The organism is Dickeya sp. Secpp 1600 (genome assembly GCF_003049805.1).
Classification (GTDB): domain Bacteria; phylum Pseudomonadota; class Gammaproteobacteria; order Enterobacterales; family Enterobacteriaceae; genus Dickeya; species Dickeya fangzhongdai.
The window spans coordinates 3,583,808-3,601,640 of sequence record NZ_CP023484.1 but is presented as its reverse complement, the minus strand read 5'-3'; the positions used below and the strand labels follow the sequence as shown (position 1 = coordinate 3,601,640).

16 protein-coding genes are annotated in these 17,833 nt (G+C 58.5%); 11 read left to right on the top strand and 5 right to left on the bottom strand.

What is annotated here, in order from left to right; all coding sequences use genetic code 11:
* Positions 1–196: 196 nt before the first annotated feature.
* Complete coding sequence (gene hutC, locus CPA59_RS15930; RefSeq protein WP_038919757.1) at positions 197–946, bottom strand: histidine utilization repressor; 750 nt, start codon at positions 944–946, stop codon at positions 197–199.
* Between the two features lie 225 nt (positions 947–1,171).
* Between hutC and CPA59_RS23190 the strand changes: the two genes are divergently transcribed.
* The 8 genes from CPA59_RS23190 (at position 1,172) to hutU (ending at position 9,357) form a co-directional block, all read left to right on the top strand.
* Positions 1,172–1,384 carry a hypothetical protein gene (locus CPA59_RS23190; RefSeq protein ID WP_049842567.1) on the top strand — a complete coding sequence of 71 codons (213 nt, stop codon included), beginning with the start codon at positions 1,172–1,174 and terminating at the stop codon, positions 1,382–1,384.
* Positions 1,385–1,467: 83 nt separating this feature from the next.
* The gene (locus CPA59_RS23185) at positions 1,468–1,668 is read left to right on the top strand and encodes a hypothetical protein (RefSeq protein ID WP_255412236.1); all 201 of its coding nucleotides are present in this window, start codon (positions 1,468–1,470) and stop codon (positions 1,666–1,668) included.
* 359 nt (positions 1,669–2,027) lie between these two features.
* A complete protein-coding gene (locus tag CPA59_RS15920; RefSeq protein WP_107760022.1) occupies positions 2,028–2,792 on the top strand; it encodes a YkgJ family cysteine cluster protein in 765 nt (254 codons plus the stop codon).
* A gap of 570 nt (positions 2,793–3,362) precedes the next feature.
* Positions 3,363–4,325 (top strand): ABC transporter substrate-binding protein, encoded by a 963-nt coding sequence (locus CPA59_RS15910; protein ID WP_049842569.1) that lies wholly within the window; start codon positions 3,363–3,365, stop codon positions 4,323–4,325.
* A gap of 96 nt (positions 4,326–4,421) precedes the next feature.
* The gene (locus CPA59_RS15905) at positions 4,422–5,195 is read left to right on the top strand and encodes an ABC transporter permease (RefSeq protein WP_369831437.1); all 774 of its coding nucleotides are present in this window, start codon (positions 4,422–4,424) and stop codon (positions 5,193–5,195) included.
* Complete coding sequence (locus CPA59_RS15900) at positions 5,192–5,977, top strand: ABC transporter ATP-binding protein (protein ID WP_107760020.1); 786 nt, start codon at positions 5,192–5,194, stop codon at positions 5,975–5,977. Before CPA59_RS15905 ends, CPA59_RS15900 begins: the two co-directional genes overlap by 4 nt.
* Before the next feature lie 109 nt (positions 5,978–6,086).
* Positions 6,087–7,643, top strand: coding sequence for a histidine ammonia-lyase (hutH, locus tag CPA59_RS15895; RefSeq protein WP_107760018.1), 1,557 nt, complete (start codon positions 6,087–6,089; stop codon positions 7,641–7,643).
* Between the two features lie 13 nt (positions 7,644–7,656).
* Complete coding sequence (hutU, locus tag CPA59_RS15890) at positions 7,657–9,357, top strand: urocanate hydratase (RefSeq protein ID WP_107760016.1); 1,701 nt, start codon at positions 7,657–7,659, stop codon at positions 9,355–9,357.
* Positions 9,358–9,428: 71 nt separating this feature from the next.
* On the opposite strand, the gene CPA59_RS15885 is transcribed toward hutU, so the two are convergent.
* The gene (locus CPA59_RS15885) at positions 9,429–10,022 is read right to left on the bottom strand and encodes a GNAT family N-acetyltransferase (protein WP_107760014.1); all 594 of its coding nucleotides are present in this window, start codon (positions 10,020–10,022) and stop codon (positions 9,429–9,431) included.
* A 132-nt stretch (positions 10,023–10,154) separates the two neighbouring features.
* Between CPA59_RS15885 and CPA59_RS15880 the strand changes: the two genes are divergently transcribed.
* Complete coding sequence (locus CPA59_RS15880) at positions 10,155–11,243, top strand: iron-containing alcohol dehydrogenase family protein (protein ID WP_107760012.1); 1,089 nt, start codon at positions 10,155–10,157, stop codon at positions 11,241–11,243.
* Between the two features lie 102 nt (positions 11,244–11,345).
* Here CPA59_RS15880 and pelI read toward each other — a convergent pair whose 3' ends face one another.
* Positions 11,346–12,380 carry a pectate lyase PelI gene (gene pelI / locus CPA59_RS15875; protein ID WP_038667135.1) on the bottom strand — a complete coding sequence of 345 codons (1,035 nt, stop codon included), beginning with the start codon at positions 12,378–12,380 and terminating at the stop codon, positions 11,346–11,348.
* Positions 12,381–13,127: 747 nt separating this feature from the next.
* Here pelI and CPA59_RS15865 point away from each other — a divergent pair.
* Entirely contained in the window at positions 13,128–13,463 is a 336-nt protein-coding gene (locus CPA59_RS15865) for a hypothetical protein (RefSeq protein ID WP_225622596.1), read from the top strand.
* A gap of 53 nt (positions 13,464–13,516) precedes the next feature.
* Here CPA59_RS15865 and CPA59_RS15860 read toward each other — a convergent pair whose 3' ends face one another.
* Positions 13,517–14,620, bottom strand: coding sequence for a M20 peptidase aminoacylase family protein (locus tag CPA59_RS15860; RefSeq protein ID WP_107760009.1), 1,104 nt, complete (start codon positions 14,618–14,620; stop codon positions 13,517–13,519).
* 485 nt (positions 14,621–15,105) lie between these two features.
* Positions 15,106–16,215, bottom strand: coding sequence for an ABC transporter ATP-binding protein (locus CPA59_RS15855; protein ID WP_107760007.1), 1,110 nt, complete (start codon positions 16,213–16,215; stop codon positions 15,106–15,108).
* Between the two features lie 356 nt (positions 16,216–16,571).
* Between CPA59_RS15855 and CPA59_RS15850 the strand changes: the two genes are divergently transcribed.
* Positions 16,572–17,825: an extracellular solute-binding protein gene (locus CPA59_RS15850; protein ID WP_038667165.1), complete on the top strand. Its 1,254-nt coding sequence runs from the start codon at positions 16,572–16,574 to the stop codon at positions 17,823–17,825.
* Positions 17,826–17,833: the final 8 nt, after the last annotated feature.

The window sequence follows — 17,833 nt, the reverse complement described above, 5'->3', positions numbered from 1 at the left end:
TTTCCTGGCTATTGATCATGCTATTTGCCGATCATGCCATTTATTGATCATGCTATTTGCTGCTCATAATATTTATCGCTCGTGGTATTGCTTGCAGAACCTGATTTTTACCATGCTGGTAACGGCATGGTAAAAATCAGGTTTTTGTTTTTTTAACCGGCGGGTTGCAGCGGTCAGAATTATCAGGGAGTAGCGACTAGCCGCCAAAACGGCCGAATAGCTGATAGCGGGAACCGGGATAAAACAGACGCGCGGCGGTGACGACCCGCGAGCCGTGCCAGGTGCGGCGGCGGATCAGTAGACAGGGCTCCTGCTCGCCCAGCGCCAGCAGGTCGCGCTGATGCGGTTCGGCGGCGACCGCTTCCACCCGGTGCTCGCCGGCGGTCAATGGCGCGACGCGGCTCAGGTAGCTGTGCGGCGTATCGCGGGTGAAATCCTGCTGTAGATAGTCCGGCGCCACCTGCGGGTTGACGTAACGGATTTCCAGCTGTACCGGTACGTCATTTTCGTAATGTACGATTTGCGAGTAAAACAGCGGCTGGCCGGGGGCGATATCCAGTTGCGCGGCCTGATCGCCATCGGCGTTAAGGGTTTCCAGCACCAGCACCCGGCTGCTGTGACGATGACCGCGGGCGGCGATTTCATCGGCGATGTTATGCACTTCCAGCATCGCGGTGTGCGCCTTCTGTTCCGCCACAAACGTGCCCACGCCCTGCATCCGCACCAGAAATCCTTCGCTGGTCAGTTCCCGCAACGCCCGGTTGATGGTCATACGGCTGACGCCCAGTTCATTCACCAGCTCGCTTTCCGACGGCACCCGCTGATGCGACTGCCAGACGCCGCTGCGAATCTGGCTGATAATCGCCTGTTTTACCCGCTGGTAGATCGGCGCGGGGGTATCACTCATGGCGGCGGCAAGTTGGGAAGCGGTTTGCAGGTCGGTCAAGGCGTCATCCTCAAAGGCAACAGATGATCGCAGTGTAGCGAACAACGACCAATCCTGTATAGACAACCTGTTCTCTTCGGCAACAAAACCGCTGACGGAAAATGTCATCACATCCGGTTACGTTTTGGCGTTCCCACGGAAAGACGGTCTGTAACACAGTAAGTTACATGCTGTCTGGCACGGTATTGCGTGCGATAACCTGGATAACCACCGAGGAAGAAGATCATGAATAAACGCCTCTGCCTGCTGCTGGCTGTGTTACCTGCGACCGCGATGGCAAATCTGAAAACGGTAACCACGCCGGGCGTCGCGCCGGATGCCGTCACCGCGGTAAAAATGCATTTCAACGGAAATATCAATCAAGAAAAGATTAACGAGCTGACGATGGCGCTGGACGAAGCCAATATGCGCTTCAAAAACGCTCATGATCTCTATTGATATATCAACAGCGCGGGCGGCGATCTGGATAGCGGGCACGCCGCCTATCTGGCGATCAAAAGCTCGCGTATTATTACGTCGACATGCTGAAAAATGTTTACCGCCAGTGTACGACCCTGAGCGATGAGGCGATGAACAAGGCGTTATACAGCGAAGACGCCCATCTTTTTCTGAACAATCAGGAAGCGGAGAAGATCGGAATAGCGACCGCGACCGAAGATCGGATTCACGCCGCCGAGTTTGCCTATTTTATCAGTGATGGGCAGGACAGAAATAAAGGGTAATTGCATGCTTGCGCGCGGTGTTTTTCATCTTCGCTTAGGGTAGGCGCGGCTTTACCCATCCTTTCATTTTACAGGCAGTCGATCATTCGATTGCCTGATCCTCTCACGAGCCAGCGAATACGGCTCAGGCCAGTAATTACCTGGGCTGCGCGGTATCTCCCCACATTTTGTAAATTTATCAAAATATCGATCCTTAACGTTATATTGACGTTATCTTTACGAAATTCTGAGTCTGAATAGTGGCTTCAGTCGCCATCAGAAGAGGACGTTTTCATCGGTTTCAATCGCTCACTGAAACGGCCTCCGTCAGCTCTCTTCCTGTTTTGTGCGCATAGGTTTTAAATAAGGGTTAATCATCAATGGATACATCGTTTTCCTGTGTAGGATGCGGCAAATGCTGCATGGGGCATCATGTACCCCTGACACTGGCTGAAGCCCGTGAATGGGCGTTGGACGGTGGGCAAATCATTATTCTTGCCGAAGGGTTTCTGCAAAATGGCATCGGTATCCTGCCGGAACAGCGCCAGCATGCCCAGTCGCGCTCCTGTGACGTGATCAGCGGCGAAACCCGGGCGTTTATCGCGATCACGTTTGCGGCCTACAACCCTGATTCCTGCCGGCATCTGGATGAAGATCTGCGCTGCCGGATTTATGATCGGCGCCCGCTGGTGTGCCGTATTTACCCGATGGAGATCAACCCGCATATTCCGTTGCGGCAGGCCAGTAAAGACTGCCCGCCGGAAGCCTGGTTGCAGGGAGAAGCGCTGATTGTCTCGGACCGGTTGGTGGACAGCGAAACGCAGGCGCTGATCGAACGCTCCCGTCAGGCGGATCGCGAAGATGTTCATATTAAGGCGTCGATTTGCAACTGGCTGGGGATCGCCACCAGCGCGCTGAAAGGCGATGGCTTTACGGCTTACCTGCCGGATATGAGCGCCTTTACATCGGCGCTGGAGCTGGCCGGGCAATTCACCGCCGAAGAGCATGCCGAAGCGGCGGTCAGCCGGGCATGGCAGTTCCATGTTTCCGACGAAGATGTGCTGGCGTCGTTACAGCTGGCCGGCGCCCAGGCCATCACGGGGCCGTCGCAGTATTATGGTTTTATCGGCTTGCGCGCCGCCTGATGGCGTAATGCCGTTTACAGCTGTTGACAAACAGCCGGGGTGTTTTGTGAATGGTGATGCCTGTTTGACCAGTGAATGGTTTCGTGCGGGATAAGCCACATTGTTTCTCTGTTATTTCATCACTCGCACGACAAGGAGAGGCTCAGCGCCGCCTCTCCTTGACCTCTGGCTGGTGGCTAAACTGTGCCGCTACGCGCTTCCTTCGGCGTTCGCCTTCGCTGTCCGGAGCGGCACGGACTTTCGCCGCGTCCATGCGGCTCACCCGGCGAAGTCGTCCGCCTCAGCACAGTTTTAACGCCGGAAAACCCATTCGCCTGATACTTAAATTGGTTTGTCAACAGCCTCAAACAGCGCAATGCCATTTGCATGACTGAAAACAGGGCAGGGCGCACCGTTATAGGGCGTTCTGCTGTGCTTCCTCCGGGGTTGATGCCCATTCCTGCCGCATGCTTCCGCTGTTTTTCCCGTCCGTTCGCCAGTTTAGCTGTGCTGGCATGACCCTTGCTTGTATAGACAAGACTATAACACTTGCGGTCCATCGCTTTTTCTTTTCCTGACAGGAGCAGAAACATGAGTACAGCATCAGGTCGTACCGGTTGGAAAATCTCGTTGATGGCAGTTTGTCTGGTCGCCGCCGTTTCCGCGCAGGCAGAGGAAACGCCGGTGGCTATCGGCATTTCCGGCTGGACCGGCTTCGCGCCGCTGACGCTGGCGGACAAGGCCGGCATTTTCCAAAAGCATGGACTGAAAGTCGATCTGAAAATGATCCCGCAGAAGGACCGCCATCTGGCGGTGGCGTCCGGTGCGATTCAGTGCGCCGCCACCACGGTGGAAACCTACGTTTCCTGGGCGGCCAGCGGCGTGATGCTCAAACAGATCGTCCAGCTCGACAAATCGTATGGCGCTGACGGGCTGGCGGTGCGTAACGGCATCGCCAGCGTGCGCGACCTGAAGGGCAAAACCATCGGCGTGGATGCGCCCGGCACTTCGCCGTATTTCGCGCTGGCGTGGATTCTGGATAAAAACGGCATGAGCCTGAAAGACGTAAAAGTGGCGACGTTGTCGCCGCAGGCGGCGGCGCAGGCGTTCGTCGCCGGGCAGAATGACGCCGCCATGAGTTACGAGCCTTATCTGTCCTCCGTGCGTCAGCAGCCGGACAAAGGGAAAATTCTGGTTACCACCCTCGATTACCCGATGGTGATGGACACCCTCGGCTGCACGCCCGCATTCCTGAAACAGCACCCGCAGGTAGGGAAAGCGCTGGTGGAGAGCTATTTTGACGCGCTGGAGATGATCAAAACCCAGCCGGACAACGCCTACGACATCATGGGCGCGGCGGTGAAATCCAGCGGTAAGGAGTTCGCTCAGTCGGCTCAGTACCTGCGTTGGCAGGACCGTGAACAAAACCGCGCCTTCTTCAGCGGCGAGATCGCCACCTTCAGCCAGGAGGCGGCCAAACTGCTGCTGGAGGCCAAAGTTATCCGCCAGAAGCCGGATATTTCCGCGCTGTATGACGCCAGCTACGTGAAGTAACCGATGAAGGAGGCGGACATGAGCAGTCTCACCCAAGCGGCGAAGTTAGCCCCGGCGGCGTTGCCGGAAGCGCCGACACGCGTGCACAACCCACTGATGGTGCCGCTGCGCCCGGTATCGACGCGCCTGCGCTGGACGCTCGGCATCGGTTTCTTCGTGCTGTTTATCGGCCTGTGGTCGCTGGTGACGTTCAGCGGCGCGGTGTCCGTCACTTTTCTGGCTGACCCGCTGACCATGTTGCATGAAGGCGTGCTGCTGTTTACCGATTACGGCTTTCAGCAGGACATCGGCATGACGGTGATGCGCGTGGTGGCCGGTTTTCTACTGGCGGCGCTGATTGGGGTGCCGCTCGGCATCCTGATGGGGGCGTACAAACTGGTGGAAGCGTTCTTCGAACCTTTTGTGTCGTTCTGCCGCTATCTGCCCGCGTCGGCGTTCGTGCCGCTGTTGATCCTGTGGGCCGGTATTGGCGAGATGCAGAAGATCCTGGTGATTTTTATCGGCTCTTTCTTCCAGATTGTACTGATGGTGGCGGTCAGCGTCGGCAGCGCCCGCCGCGATCTGGTCGAAGCCGCCTATACGCTCGGCTGTTCCAGCCGCAGCGTGGTCACCCGGGTGCTGATCCCCGGTGCCGCGCCGGATATCGCCGAACTGTTGCGGCTGGTGCTGGGTTGGGCCTGGACCTACGTGATCGTCGCCGAGCTGATCGGCGCGTCGAGCGGCATCGGCCACATGATTGTCGACAGCCAGGCGTTGCTCAACACCGGGCAAATCATTTTCGGCATTATCGTCATCGGGGTGATTGGGCTGCTGTCCGACTTCCTGTTCAAGGCCGCCAACCGCCGTTTATTCGCCTGGAGCATACGATGAAATACAGCAAACTGACCATTCGTCAGGTGGAGCGGGTGTTCACCGGTCCGCACGGGGATGCGATACCGGCGTTGCAGCCCATCGACTATCAGGTGCATGAAAACGACTTCGTCACCATTTTGGGGCCGTCCGGCTGCGGCAAGTCGACCTTGCTGCGCATCATCGCCGGGCTGGACGCGCCGACCCGCGGCGAGGTGTGGCTGGACGGCGCGCTGGTGGACGGCCCCGGCGCCGATCGCGGCATGGTGTTCCAGAGTTACACCCTGTTTCCGTGGCTGACGGTGCGCGAGAACATCTGTTTCGGTTTGCAGGAGCGCGGCATCAGCAAGGCGCAGCAGCGTGAACGCAGCGATTATTACCTGCATCAGGTGGGGCTGCACGGATTCGAACACCACTATCCGCGCCAGCTTTCCGGCGGTATGCAGCAGCGCACCGCCATTGCCCGCGCGCTGGCTAACGACCCGAAAGTGCTGCTGATGGACGAGCCGTTCGGCGCGCTGGATAACCAGACCCGCGTCATGATGCAGGAACTGCTGTTGTCGGTGTGGGAGTCGTCGCGCAAGACGGTGTTATTTGTCACCCACGACATCGACGAGGCGATTTTTATGGCTAACAAGGTGGCGATTTTCAGCGCCCGGCCGGGGCGGATTAAAACCGAAGTGGCGGTGGATTTTCCCTGGCCGAGAGACTATACCCTTAAAACCTCGCCGGAATTTATGGCGCTAAAAGCGCGGGTGACGGAAGAGATTCGCAGTGAAACCCTGCAGTCGCTGGCGCATTGAGCGGCCCGTCTGCCGGGGAATGCAGGATGAGACATGCGTACCGGCTGGATAATGGAAAATACGTCAGCCGGATTTTTTTAGTTCTACTTGTCTATACAGGATTAGATATATGTCACAAACCCGAAGCTATTGCCTGACGCCCGGCGCGGTGGACCTCGCCACGCTGCGCGCCATTTATCAGGGAGAGGTTACCCTGACGCTGGAAGCGCAGGCGCGCGCGGCGGTCGCGGCGGCGCAGGAAACGGTGCAGGGCATTATCCGTCAGGACCGGGTGGTCTATGGCATCAACACCGGTTTTGGCAAGCTGGCCCAGACCCGCATTCCGGCGGACCGGCTGGCGGAGCTGCAACGCAATCTGGTGCTGTCGCACAGCGTGGGCATCGGCGACCTGCTGCCGGATGACGTGCTGCGTCTGGTGATGGCGACCAAAGTCGTCAGCCTGGCGCGCGGGCATTCCGGGGTGCGGTTGCAGGTGATCGATACCTTGCTGGCGCTGTTCAACGCCGGGGTGATGCCCTGCATTCCGGAGAAAGGCTCGGTAGGCGCCAGCGGCGATCTGGCGCCGCTGGCGCATCTGTCGCTGCTGCTGCTGGGAGAAGGGCAGGCGCGGGTCGACGGCGTGCTGATCCCGGCGGCCGACGGGCTGGCGCGGGCCGGCGTCGAACCGCTGGTGCTGGGGCCGAAAGAGGGGCTGGCGCTGCTCAACGGTACCCAGGTATCCACCGCGCTGGCGCTGCGCGGGCTGTTCGAGGCCGAGAAAGTGTTTGCCGCCGGGCTGGTGGCCGGCGCGTTGTCGCTGGAGGCGATCAAAGGCTCGGTGAAGCCGTTTGACGCCCGCATCCATCAGGCGCGCGGCCAGCAGGGACAGATTGCGGTAGCGGCGGCGGTCAGCGCCTTGCTGACGGACAGCGAAATTTTGCAGTCGCACGTCAACTGCGGCCGGGTACAGGACCCGTACTCCATTCGCTGCGTGCCGCAGGTAATGGGCGCGTGTCTGGACAATCTGCAGCACGCTGCCCGCGTGTTGCGCATCGAAGCCAACGCCGCGTCGGATAATCCGCTGGTGTTTCCGGAAACCGACGAGGTGATCTCCGGCGGTAATTTCCACGCCGAACCGGTGGCGTTCGCCGCCGATATCATCGCGCTGGCGGTGGCGGAGATCGGCGCGATTTCCGAACGGCGTATGGCGCTGCTGCTCGACAGCACGCTGTCCGGGCTACCGCCGTTTCTGGTTAACGACGGCGGCGTCAACTCCGGCTTCATGATCGCCCAGGTAACCGCCGCCGCGCTGGCGTCGGAGAACAAGTCGCTGGCCCATCCCGGCAGCGTGGACAGCCTGCCCACCTCCGCCAATCAGGAAGACCATGTATCGATGGCGACCTACGCCGCCCGCCGTCTCGGCAGCATGTGCTTTAACACCGCCACCGTGGTGGGAATTGAAGCGATGGCCGCCGCGCAGGGCATCGATTTCCATCGCCCGCTGAAAAGCTCGCCGTTGCTGGAGCGCGAACTGGCGCAGGTGCGTGAACAGGTCGCGTTTCTGGACCACGACCGCCTAATGGCGACCGATATTGACCTGATGCGCCAGTGGGCCAGCCGTGAGCGCTGGCCGTCCGTCATCACCGCATTATTGCCCAGTTATGCCGCCGAACCGGCGCTCGTTTGATAAGGAATCCGCCATGACCACCTCTTCTTCGACTACGTCTTCTGTTGCTCGTGTCGTGCGTGCGCCGCACGGAACTGAACTGCACTGTGAAAACTGGCTGATCGAAGCCGCCTACCGCATGATCCAGAACAACCTCGACCCGGACGTGGCCGAGCGCCCTGAGGATCTGGTGGTGTACGGCGGCATCGGCAAGGCGGCGCGCAACTGGGCCTGCTTTGACGCCATTCTGACTAGCCTGCGCCAGCTGAAAGCGGATGAAACCCTGCTGGTACAGTCCGGCAAGCCGGTCGGGGTGTTTCGCACCCACGCCGACGCCCCCCGGGTATTGATCGCCAACTCGAATCTGGTGCCGCACTGGGCCACCTGGGAACACTTCCATGAACTGGATAAGGCCGGGCTGATGATGTACGGCCAGATGACCGCCGGATCGTGGATTTACATCGGCGCGCAGGGCATCGTGCAGGGTACCTATGAAACCTTCGCCGAAGCCGGCCGCCAGCATTATCACGGCGACCTGAGCGGCAAATGGATCCTCACCGCCGGTCTCGGCGGCATGGGCGGCGCCCAGCCGCTGGCCGGCGTGCTGGCCGGAGCATCGGTGCTGGCGGTGGAGTGTCAGGAATCCCGCATCGATTTTCGGCTGCGCACCCGCTATCTGGATTACAAGACCGATAGCATCGACGACGCGCTGGCGATGATCGCCGATGCCTGTGCACAGAAAAAAGCCATCTCCGTCGGCCTGCTGGGTAACGCCGCCGAGGTGTTGCCGGAGCTGGTGAAACGCGCCAAAGCCGGCGGCATGAAACCGGATATCGTTACCGATCAGACTTCCGCCCACGATCCGCTCAACGGTTATCTGCCGGTGGGCTGGAGCGTGGCGCGCTGGCAACAGGAACGCATCAGCGACCCGGAGGGGGTGATGAAAGCCGCCTGCGCCTCGATGGCGGTGCATGTGCAGGCGATGCTGGATTTTTGCCACATGAGCGTGCCCACCGTGGATTACGGCAACAATATCCGCCAGCGCGCGTTTGATGAAGGCGTGCGCGACGCCTTTGATTTCCCCGGTTTCGTCCCGGCCTATATCCGCCCGCTGTTTTGCGAAGGCAAGGGGCCGTTCCGCTGGGTGGCGCTGTCCGGCGATCCAGAGGACATCTACAAGACCGACGCGAAGTTGAAGGCGCTGTTTCCGGATAATCACCATCTGCACCGCTGGCTGGACATGGCGCGCGAACGCATCGCTTTTCAGGGACTGCCGTCGCGCATCTGCTGGTTGGGGCTGGGGGAACGGCATCTGGCCGGGCTGGCGTTCAACGAGATGGTGCGCAACGGTGAGCTGAAAGCGCCGATCGTTATCGGCCGCGACCACCTGGACTGCGGTTCGGTGGCCTCGCCCAACCGGGAAACGGAAGCGATGCAGGACGGCTCGGACGCGGTGTCCGACTGGCCGCTGCTCAACGCGCTGCTGAATACGGCGGGCGGCGCCACCTGGGTCAGCCTGCATCACGGCGGCGGCGTCGGCATGGGCTTCTCCCAGCACGCCGGGATGGTGATCGTCTGCGACGGCAGCGAACAGGCCGATGCCCGGCTGGCGCGGGTGCTGTGGAACGACCCGGCTACCGGGGTGATGCGCCATGCTGATGCGGGTTACGACGTTGCTAAAGCCTGTGCGGCGGCGCATCAGTTGAATTTGCCGATGGTGAAGTCGCACGAGTGAAGTAAAAATCAGGCGCTAAAAAAGGGCGGTCGGCAGACCGTCCTTCTATGACCGACTACGGACGTGCCGCGCTACCGCAGGGCTTTTTTATAGATCAGGCTCGCTATCCCGCCGATATCTTTGCGGGAATCCAGAACGAAACCGTTTTTTTCATAAAGACGCTGGGCGGCGGTCTGCGCTTCGGCGGTGTCCAGAATCATTGATCGGACGCCGCCGATGCCCTGCGCAAACGCGAATAGCTGATCCAAAATCGCCTGAGCGATGCCGCCCTGTCTAAATCCGGCGGCCACCCGCATTCGTTTAATCTCGCAAACCGAGTCGGACAGCAGGCGGATCGCCCCCATGCCAATCACATATTCCGGTTCTGCTTCCGTCGTGACGGCGACAAGAAAACGGGCGCGGTGTTGAGGGTAGTGCTCGGCAATGGCGTACAAATCGGCGTCCAGCGATGTATCAGGAGACAGCGAGCCGCTTTCCCGCAAGCCGGCGAAATGCAAGGCGATAACCTGTTCGCTATCCGCAGGCTGTATTTCTCTGATCGAAAACATGGTCTTTCTCCCGGTCAATGGGCAGTAGCCGTCATCGGGCGCGATGGCGCTGAACCCGGCGGTGCCCGCACTGATGCGCTTGGGTATAAGCCGACAAGGGGCAGCCTGTGCGTTCATGGCGGCCTGCGCCTGCCGGCCCGAGGCAAAAGTGGATAAGACAATGATATGGTGCCCGGTGTGTGGTTTTGTAGTGTAGTAATGATTTGTTATTCATAACACTTTTTATAACCACAGCAGGCAGGAATTATCATAATGCAGCAGGTTTTCTTTCCGGCCACGGTGTTGCGTGGCGCCGGAGTCAGTCAACAGTTGGGCGGGATTTGCGCCCGTCTCGGGAGTCGGGTGCTGGTCGCGGGAGGGCATCAGGCGCTGGCGGCGGCGCAGACTCTGATTATCGAACAACTGCGGCAGTCTGGGGTGACGCTGACCGCGGTGGAGTGGTCTGGCGAGCAGTGCAGCGTCAGTCAGATTGAGCGGCTGTGCGCGCGGGTGCGCGAAACCGACAGCGATGTGTTGCTGGCGGTAGGCGGCGGCAAGGCGCTGGACACCGGTAAAGCGGTGGCGTTCCAGTGCGGCATTCCGGTGGTGACGTTGCCGACGATTGCCGCGACCTGCGCCGCCGTGACGCCGCTGTCGGTTCGTTATCACGACGACGGTCATTTCCACGATTTGCACCACCTGCCGGTAGCGCCGGCGGCGGTAGTGATCGACAGTGCGCTGCTGGCGCGGGCGCCGCTGCGCTGGCTGGCCGCCGGGCTGGGGGATACTCTGGCGAAGTGGTATGAGTTTCGCGCTATCGATAACGGCGGCAACGACAGCGGTTTTGCCGCGTCGTCGCGCGCCAACAGTGAAATCTGCTTTCGGTTGATCGAACAGTACGGCGAGGAAGCCTGCCGCGCCGTGACGGCCGGGCAGCACAACGACGCGCTCGATCAGGTGCTGGACGCTATCTTCCTGTTCGCCGGGCTGACCTCGCTGATGGCCAGCGGCGCGCACGCGGCGGCGGCCCATGCGTTGTACGAAGGGTTTACCGTCTGCGACAAGACCCGCGAATTCGGCCACGGCCTGCTGGTCGGCTTCGGCAATCTGTGCCTGCTGGCGCTGGAGCAGCGCAGCGATGAAGAACTGCTGGCGGCGATTCGGCTGGCTCAGGTCTGTGCGGTGCCGTTGACGCTGGCGGCGATCTGCCCGGATTTGTTGGAGGAGGAACTGACGGCGATCGTTCGCGCATCGGTTGATGCGCCGGATATGGCAACGATGCCGTTTACTGTGACGGAGCAGCAGGTGCGTCAGGCGATACGCCGGGTAGAGGCGCTGGCGGCCCGTGTAGCGGAGTGACCTCGGTCACTGACAATAAAAAAGACCGGGCGGGTAGCCCGGTCTTGTCTGGTTGATACGCCAGGAAGCCCGTGTTGTGTTTCAACCGGTCAGACGACCCTGTCAGAGTTTGCTGACGCCTGAACGGCTAACCTTACAGTTGGCGGTGTCCCATTTTTCACCGTACTTCTCTGATGTTCCCTGGCCTTTCACCACGCCTTTGAACTCTTCGCAGACTGGCGGTTTGCCTTCTTTGTAGTCTTTGATTTTCAGACCACTGATGGTTGCCACGTCGCCGTAGTTGCGGTTAACGCCGGCGATGCTGTCAATGGTGCCGTTAACGGTAGCGCTGGTAACGGTCAGGAAACGCGGGCCGCCGTTGTTGGAGCAGTCGCCGCAGGAGCGCCACAATTTCCCGTGTTCACCGGTCAGGGTGAAGTTGCCTTTCACCACCGTGGTGCTGTTTTTGGAATTGTGCTGCAGCACTTTGTCCGGCTTGCCGCCGTAACCATTTTTGGCGTTATGCGCGATCCCGCCGACGATGGTCATGGTTTTGCCGTTATTGGTTGCGGCATCTTCGCAGATGTCTTCCCAGATCACGTTTTCAATGGTGCAGTTGCCGCTGTCGCAGTGAATGCCGTCCGCGCCGCCGGAGGCGGAAATACGCAGGTTTTTCACCGTAGCGTTTTTCAGAATGATCAGCGGTTTTTGTTTATCGCTGTCATTCGGGCAGGAGGTGCCGATGGTCACGCCGCCGCAGTCCACCGTGCGGTTTTCGAATGTGGCGCCCGGCTTACACTCGGAACTGGCTTTCGCTGCGCGCAGCGGGCCGGTGTTCGGCGCGGTGGTGACGGCATTTGATTCGATCTGAGCCTGGTCTTCGCTTACTACGTCCACCCAGTACCAGTAGTTGAGGCCGCTATTGGTGTCGGCATCTTTAAAGGTACGGGTTTCCGCGTCCAGTACGGCGATACGTTCACGCAGGTCAGGATTGCTGGTGGTGCCGCGATAAACTTCCTGACGCGCCACTTTACTTTCGTCGGTAGACCAGCCCAGATAATTAACATCGCTTTTCTGGGACAGCATCAGTGTGGTTTGGGCGGCGAATGACGGTGCCGCCAGAGTGAGTGCACACAGAGGTATTACATACTTAAACATACAATCTCCTTGTAAATCCCACAGGTATTGACTCTCATTCAGTTGAGAGAAAGAAATAAAAGCGGGTACTTCCTGAATGTATCGTGATTACTATAGAGCAAAAAATAAAAATGGCGAGAAAAATAAACCGCTGTTTTGAAAATTAACCTGATGTGAATATCATCTATTTTATTTTCTAATTTTGAAAAGAGATTTATGTCATTTTTATTTATGAAACACTCGCAATATTGTAAAAATGAATGTGATAGGGATCCATTTTTTATAGTTGTCTGATTGATTTTTGCTCCATTGCAAGAGCTGGGAAGAGAATGACTATGTGTTTGGTCGGCTTTATGATAATACCGTCGTGCAGTTTATTCAGCGGTAATCGTAATGTGAATAATTTGTTTATTTTTGATGGTCTGGCTGGCAGGCGGCGGTTATTACGTCGACAGGCGGAGGCCAGTCGCCGGATGAAAGAAACCCTGGCGGCATACGTGCGGCCATGCCGGAAGCAAAGGATGGCAACGTGTCTGCAACGCGAAAAACGACAGGTATATTCAGATATGCCGCTTTGCCGCTGAATAGGCATTTATAGGGGTTATGCCCTAAATAATTCGAGTTGCAGGACAAAACGCGCTGCGTTTTGAACAACGCAACGCGTTGGCCCTTTAGGGCGAGGCCAGGAAATGGGCCGAGTAACGCAGCCAACGTACCTGCGACTTGAAGTATGACGGGTTTATGCACGTTTTAATAGGGATGTCTGTGATGATGATAAATAAAGCCGCTTTCTGTGCGTTGATTGCCGTCGTGTTATCGGGATGTGGCGGCAGCGAACCGACCGAGCAGGATATTCGGCACGCGGTTGACGATATGGTGGCTCAAACTAATCAGGAAATTAAAAAAAAAGTCGGCACGCTTTTTAATGATGAGATGGTGCTTAAAATCAATTCGTTAAAAAAGCTGAATTGCATCAGAAGTGAAAATAAAGGCTATCAATGCAATGTCGATTTGGATATGTCATTGCCACTGGTTGGAAACAAAAAAGAGATCGTCAATTTTACTTTTATTCGGGAAGACGGTTCGTGGACGCTGGTTAAATAATTCGTGCCTTTCCTGATAAGCGTCCCCGGCGTATTGCCGGGGACGCCCTGATATTATCCCAGCATCTTTTCCACGCAGCGTTTGAATACCTGCACGCCGGTTTCCAGCGACGATAATTCAAAATGCATGTCCGGATGGTGCAGCCCCGGTTTGAGATTGGTGCCCAGCCCCCAGAAGCCAGCTTTAATCTGTGGCTTGAGGCGCGGATAGAAGAAGAAGTCTTCTCCGCCTGCGGTGCTTTTGGGCGCGGTCAGACCGGCTTCGCCCAGCACATCCACGATCGCCGCGCTGATCAGCGCGGTGGCGTCGTCATGAATATCCGCCGCCGGAATCTCTTTTAGCAGTTTGATCTCGGCCGTTGCGCCGTAAGCCGCCGCGCTGTACTCAATGGCGCGGATCACTTTTGCTTTCAGCTCGTCCATCGCGTCATTCAGCGACGAACGCAGGTCCCAGCATACCGTGGCGTTATCAGGAATGGAGTTGGTCACGCCGGCGTCGCACAGAAAACGGGTAGCCTTGGCGCTCCAGGTCAGGTGCGGCGCCAGCGGAACCGCCTTCACCGCCATGACGGCGTTGGCGGCGGCTTCCAGTGCGTTCACGCCCAGATGCGGCCGCGCGCCGTGCGCCGGTTGGCCGTGAAAGGTGACTTCCAGCGTGCTGCTGGCGGAATAGTGCATCGCCGGTATCGCCTCGCCCAGCAGGCACTCTTCCACCGGGCGCAGGTGAAAGCCGAGGATCATGTCCACGTCGTCGATGGCGCCGCCTTCCACCATGGCGATGGCGCCGGTACCCAGCTCTTCGGCGGGCTGAAACAGGATCTTCAGCCGTCCTTTTTTCACCACGCCATCGCGCATCAGTTCCTGAGCGGCGGTCAGCACCACCGACGAGTGGGCGTCGTGTCCGCAGGTGTGGCGGGCGCAAAACTCACCGTCAATGATGTGACCCAATGCATCCATATCGGCGCGCAGCGCCAGCACCGGGCCGGGCACGCCGCTGTTCAGTTCCGCCACGATGCCGGTGGTGCCGTTGACGCCGCGGGTGAGACGGTAGCCCGCTGCTTCCAACTGCGCGGCCAGATAATCGGAGGTCTTGAATTCCTGGAATCCCAGTTCCGGAATGGTGTGCAGGTAACGATAGTGATCGAATACGTTGGACATAACGTCCCTCTTGGTGTTCGTCAAAATGATGGTCAGACCGCGTGTATTCCGCGGTCGATATCAACAGTAAGAGCCATCCAGCAGGAGTCATCCAGCAAGAGTTATGCCAGATGAAAGCGATGTGCGATGAACGCGATGCCAGATAAATAGGAACAATAGGAGATAAGGAACACGGTCTGGCGCGCGATTCCCACTTAGCGACGCGAGTTATTCACCGTGCGTTGCCGGCATGATAAACCCCCTTTCGCCACAAGGTAACGCGATGCCCCATCAGGGCGTCTATCCTCACCGAACGCGGGCATTGCCTGCACCTGACAGGTGCCTGTTGGGATAGGCGTTGATTGGTCTGACGGCGCGAGTTATCCATCTCCGCCGCGGGATGAGAAGGCGATGGCGGGGTAGGGTGGCAAGGTCAGCTGCGCGGCGTAGCGGGCATCGGTTTGATGCCGTTCCGCGCAGTGACGCGGGTAGCGGTGGCGATGACGTCAGTGCATGCCGGGAACGGCGGCGTCGGCGTTGATGCGCAGACCCTCGGCGTCGAACACCAGACAGTGAGCGGCGTCGAAACCGACGGTAATCGCCTGCCAGGGGCGGAACTGCACGTCGCCGGGCAGCAGGATTTTGACGCCATCGTGGCCGTAGCACTGGCCGAACAGGTAGGTGTTGTTGCCCAGCCGTTCCACTACTTCGCACTGAAAGGCCAGCGTGGCCTGATGCGATGGCTGAATGCCAAGGTGCTCGGGGCGAATTCCCAGCGTGACGGCGTCGCCGGGCTGTAGCGGCGTAGTCTCGATGTTCAGCGTCAGCGTTTTATCCGCCGTCAGCGTCACGGTCAACTGATGCGGCTGCCAGGCGACGACGGTCGCGGGCAGGAAATTCATTTTGGGCGAGCCGATAAAACCGGCGACGAAGCGATTGACCGGGTTGTAGTACAGCGCCATCGGCGAGCCGGTCTGCTCCACCTTGCCGTTGTTCATCACCACGATTTTGTCGGCCAGCGTCATCGCCTCCACCTGGTCGTGGGTGACATACACCATAGTGGTTTTCAGCTCCTGATGCAGCTTGGCGATGTGCAGGCGCATGTCGACCCGCAGTTCGGCGTCGAGGTTGGAGAGCGGTTCATCGAACATGAACACTTTCGGGTTGCGCACGATGGCGCGACCAATGGCGACGCGCTGGCGCTGGCCGCCGGACAGTTGGTTAGGCTTGCGGTCCAGCAGGTGGGACAACTGCAAGGTTTTGGCGACCATTTCGACCTGATGGCGAATCTCCGCCTTCGGCACCTTGTTGACCTTCAGCCCGTAGCCCATGTTTTCCGCCACCGTCATGTGCGGGTAGAGCGCGTAGGACTGAAACACCATCGCCACGCCGCGGTGGGCCGGCGCGACGTCATTCATCACTTCGTCATCAATCAGAATTTTGCCATCGCTAATCTCTTCCAAACCGGCGATCATCCGCAGCAACGTAGACTTGCCGCAGCCGGAAGGCCCGACAAACACCGCGAATTCACCCGCCTGAATATCCAGATTGATATTGTGCAGCGTTTCCGTTTTGCCAAAGCGTTTGGTGACATTTTTTAAGCATATGCTGGACATCCGTTTTTCCTCAACGGGTTATCAATACGGTGACCGCAGTGGCGGGCCGGGTAGTGCTGATAAGTGTATGTACTACGTATAACAAATTTTTGAACCAGCCTGACGGCGCTTTTACGTTGAGATGACTATAACCACCTTGTTTTTAGCGCCCTATCGGCATGTTTCATTTCTGCAATTGTGATCACACAATAGTCACTTTCCTGTCGTCATATCCCCACTGGTAGCGTAGCGTATAACATCATCGCTGGTGAAAAACCGGGTGTTTAAAGCCCTATAAAATCAGCCACGATGTTTTTGTTAATGCGAAGTGCCAGGTTTTTTGCTTAAAAATGTTATACCTTCACATGAGGTCGATAATGAAAACCAAAACGCTTACCGCCCTACTGCTCTCCGCCACCGCTGCCGGCCAGCTGGCGGCCTTTCCGGTACATGCCGCGCAGCAGCTGACCGTTTGGGAAGATATCCGGAAATCGGATGGCATCAAGGACGCCATCGGGGATTTCGAAAAACAGTACAACGTCAAAGTGAACCTGCAGGAAATGCCGTATGCCCAGCAGCTGGAAAAACTGCGGCTGGACGGCCCGGCGGGCATCGGCCCCGATGTGCTGGTGATCCCCAACGATCAACTGGGCGGCGCGGTGGTGCAGGGGCTGATTGCGCCGCTGAAACTCGATCAGGCGGCGCAAGACAGCTTCACCGATGCGTCGATGGCGGCATTTCGCATGAACAACCAGGTGTACGGCCTGCCGAAAGCGGTGGAAACCCTGGTGCTGATTTACAACAAGGAGCAGGTGAGCAAACCGCTGGCCAGCTTGCAGGAGTGGTATGACTTTTCCCGGCAGCAGCAGGCGCAGAATAAGTTCGGGCTGCTGGCGAAGTTCGATCAGATCTACTACAGCTGGGGCGCGATCGGGCCGATGGGCGGCTATATTTTCGGCAAAAATGACAAAGGCTTCGGCAAAAACGACAAAGGCGGCCTCAACCCGTTGGATATCGGCCTGAACACGCCGGGCGCGGTGGACGCGGTGACGCTGCTGCGTAAGTTTTACGCCGATAAGCTGTTTCCGGCGGGGATCATTGGCGATAACGGGCTGAACGCCATCGATTCACTGTTCACCGAGAAAAAAGCGGCGGCGGTTATCAACGGCCCCTGGGCGTTCCAGCCCTATGAAGCCGCCGGCATTCACTACGGCGTGGCGCCGCTGCCGCTGCTGCCGGACGGCAAACCGATGAGCTCGTTCCTGGGCGTGAAAGGGTATGTAGTCTCGACCTGGAGTAAGGACAACGCGCTGGCGCAACGGTTTATCGAATTCATCAACCAGCCGCGCTACGTGAAGGTCCGCTATCAACGCACCGGCGAGATCCCGCCGCAAAAAAGCATGATTGACGATCCGCTGATTAAAAACGACGAGAAAGCCAGCGCGGTCGCCATCCAGGCCGCCAGAGCCGTGCCGATGCCGGGCATTCCGGAAATGGGCGAAGTCTGGGGGCCGGCCAACGCGGCGCTGGAGCTGAGCATGACCGGCAAACAGGAGCCGAAAGCGGCGCTCGATAACGCCGTGAAGCAAATCAAGATGCAGGTCGAGGCGATGCAGGCCAGCAATCAGTAATAACCGTC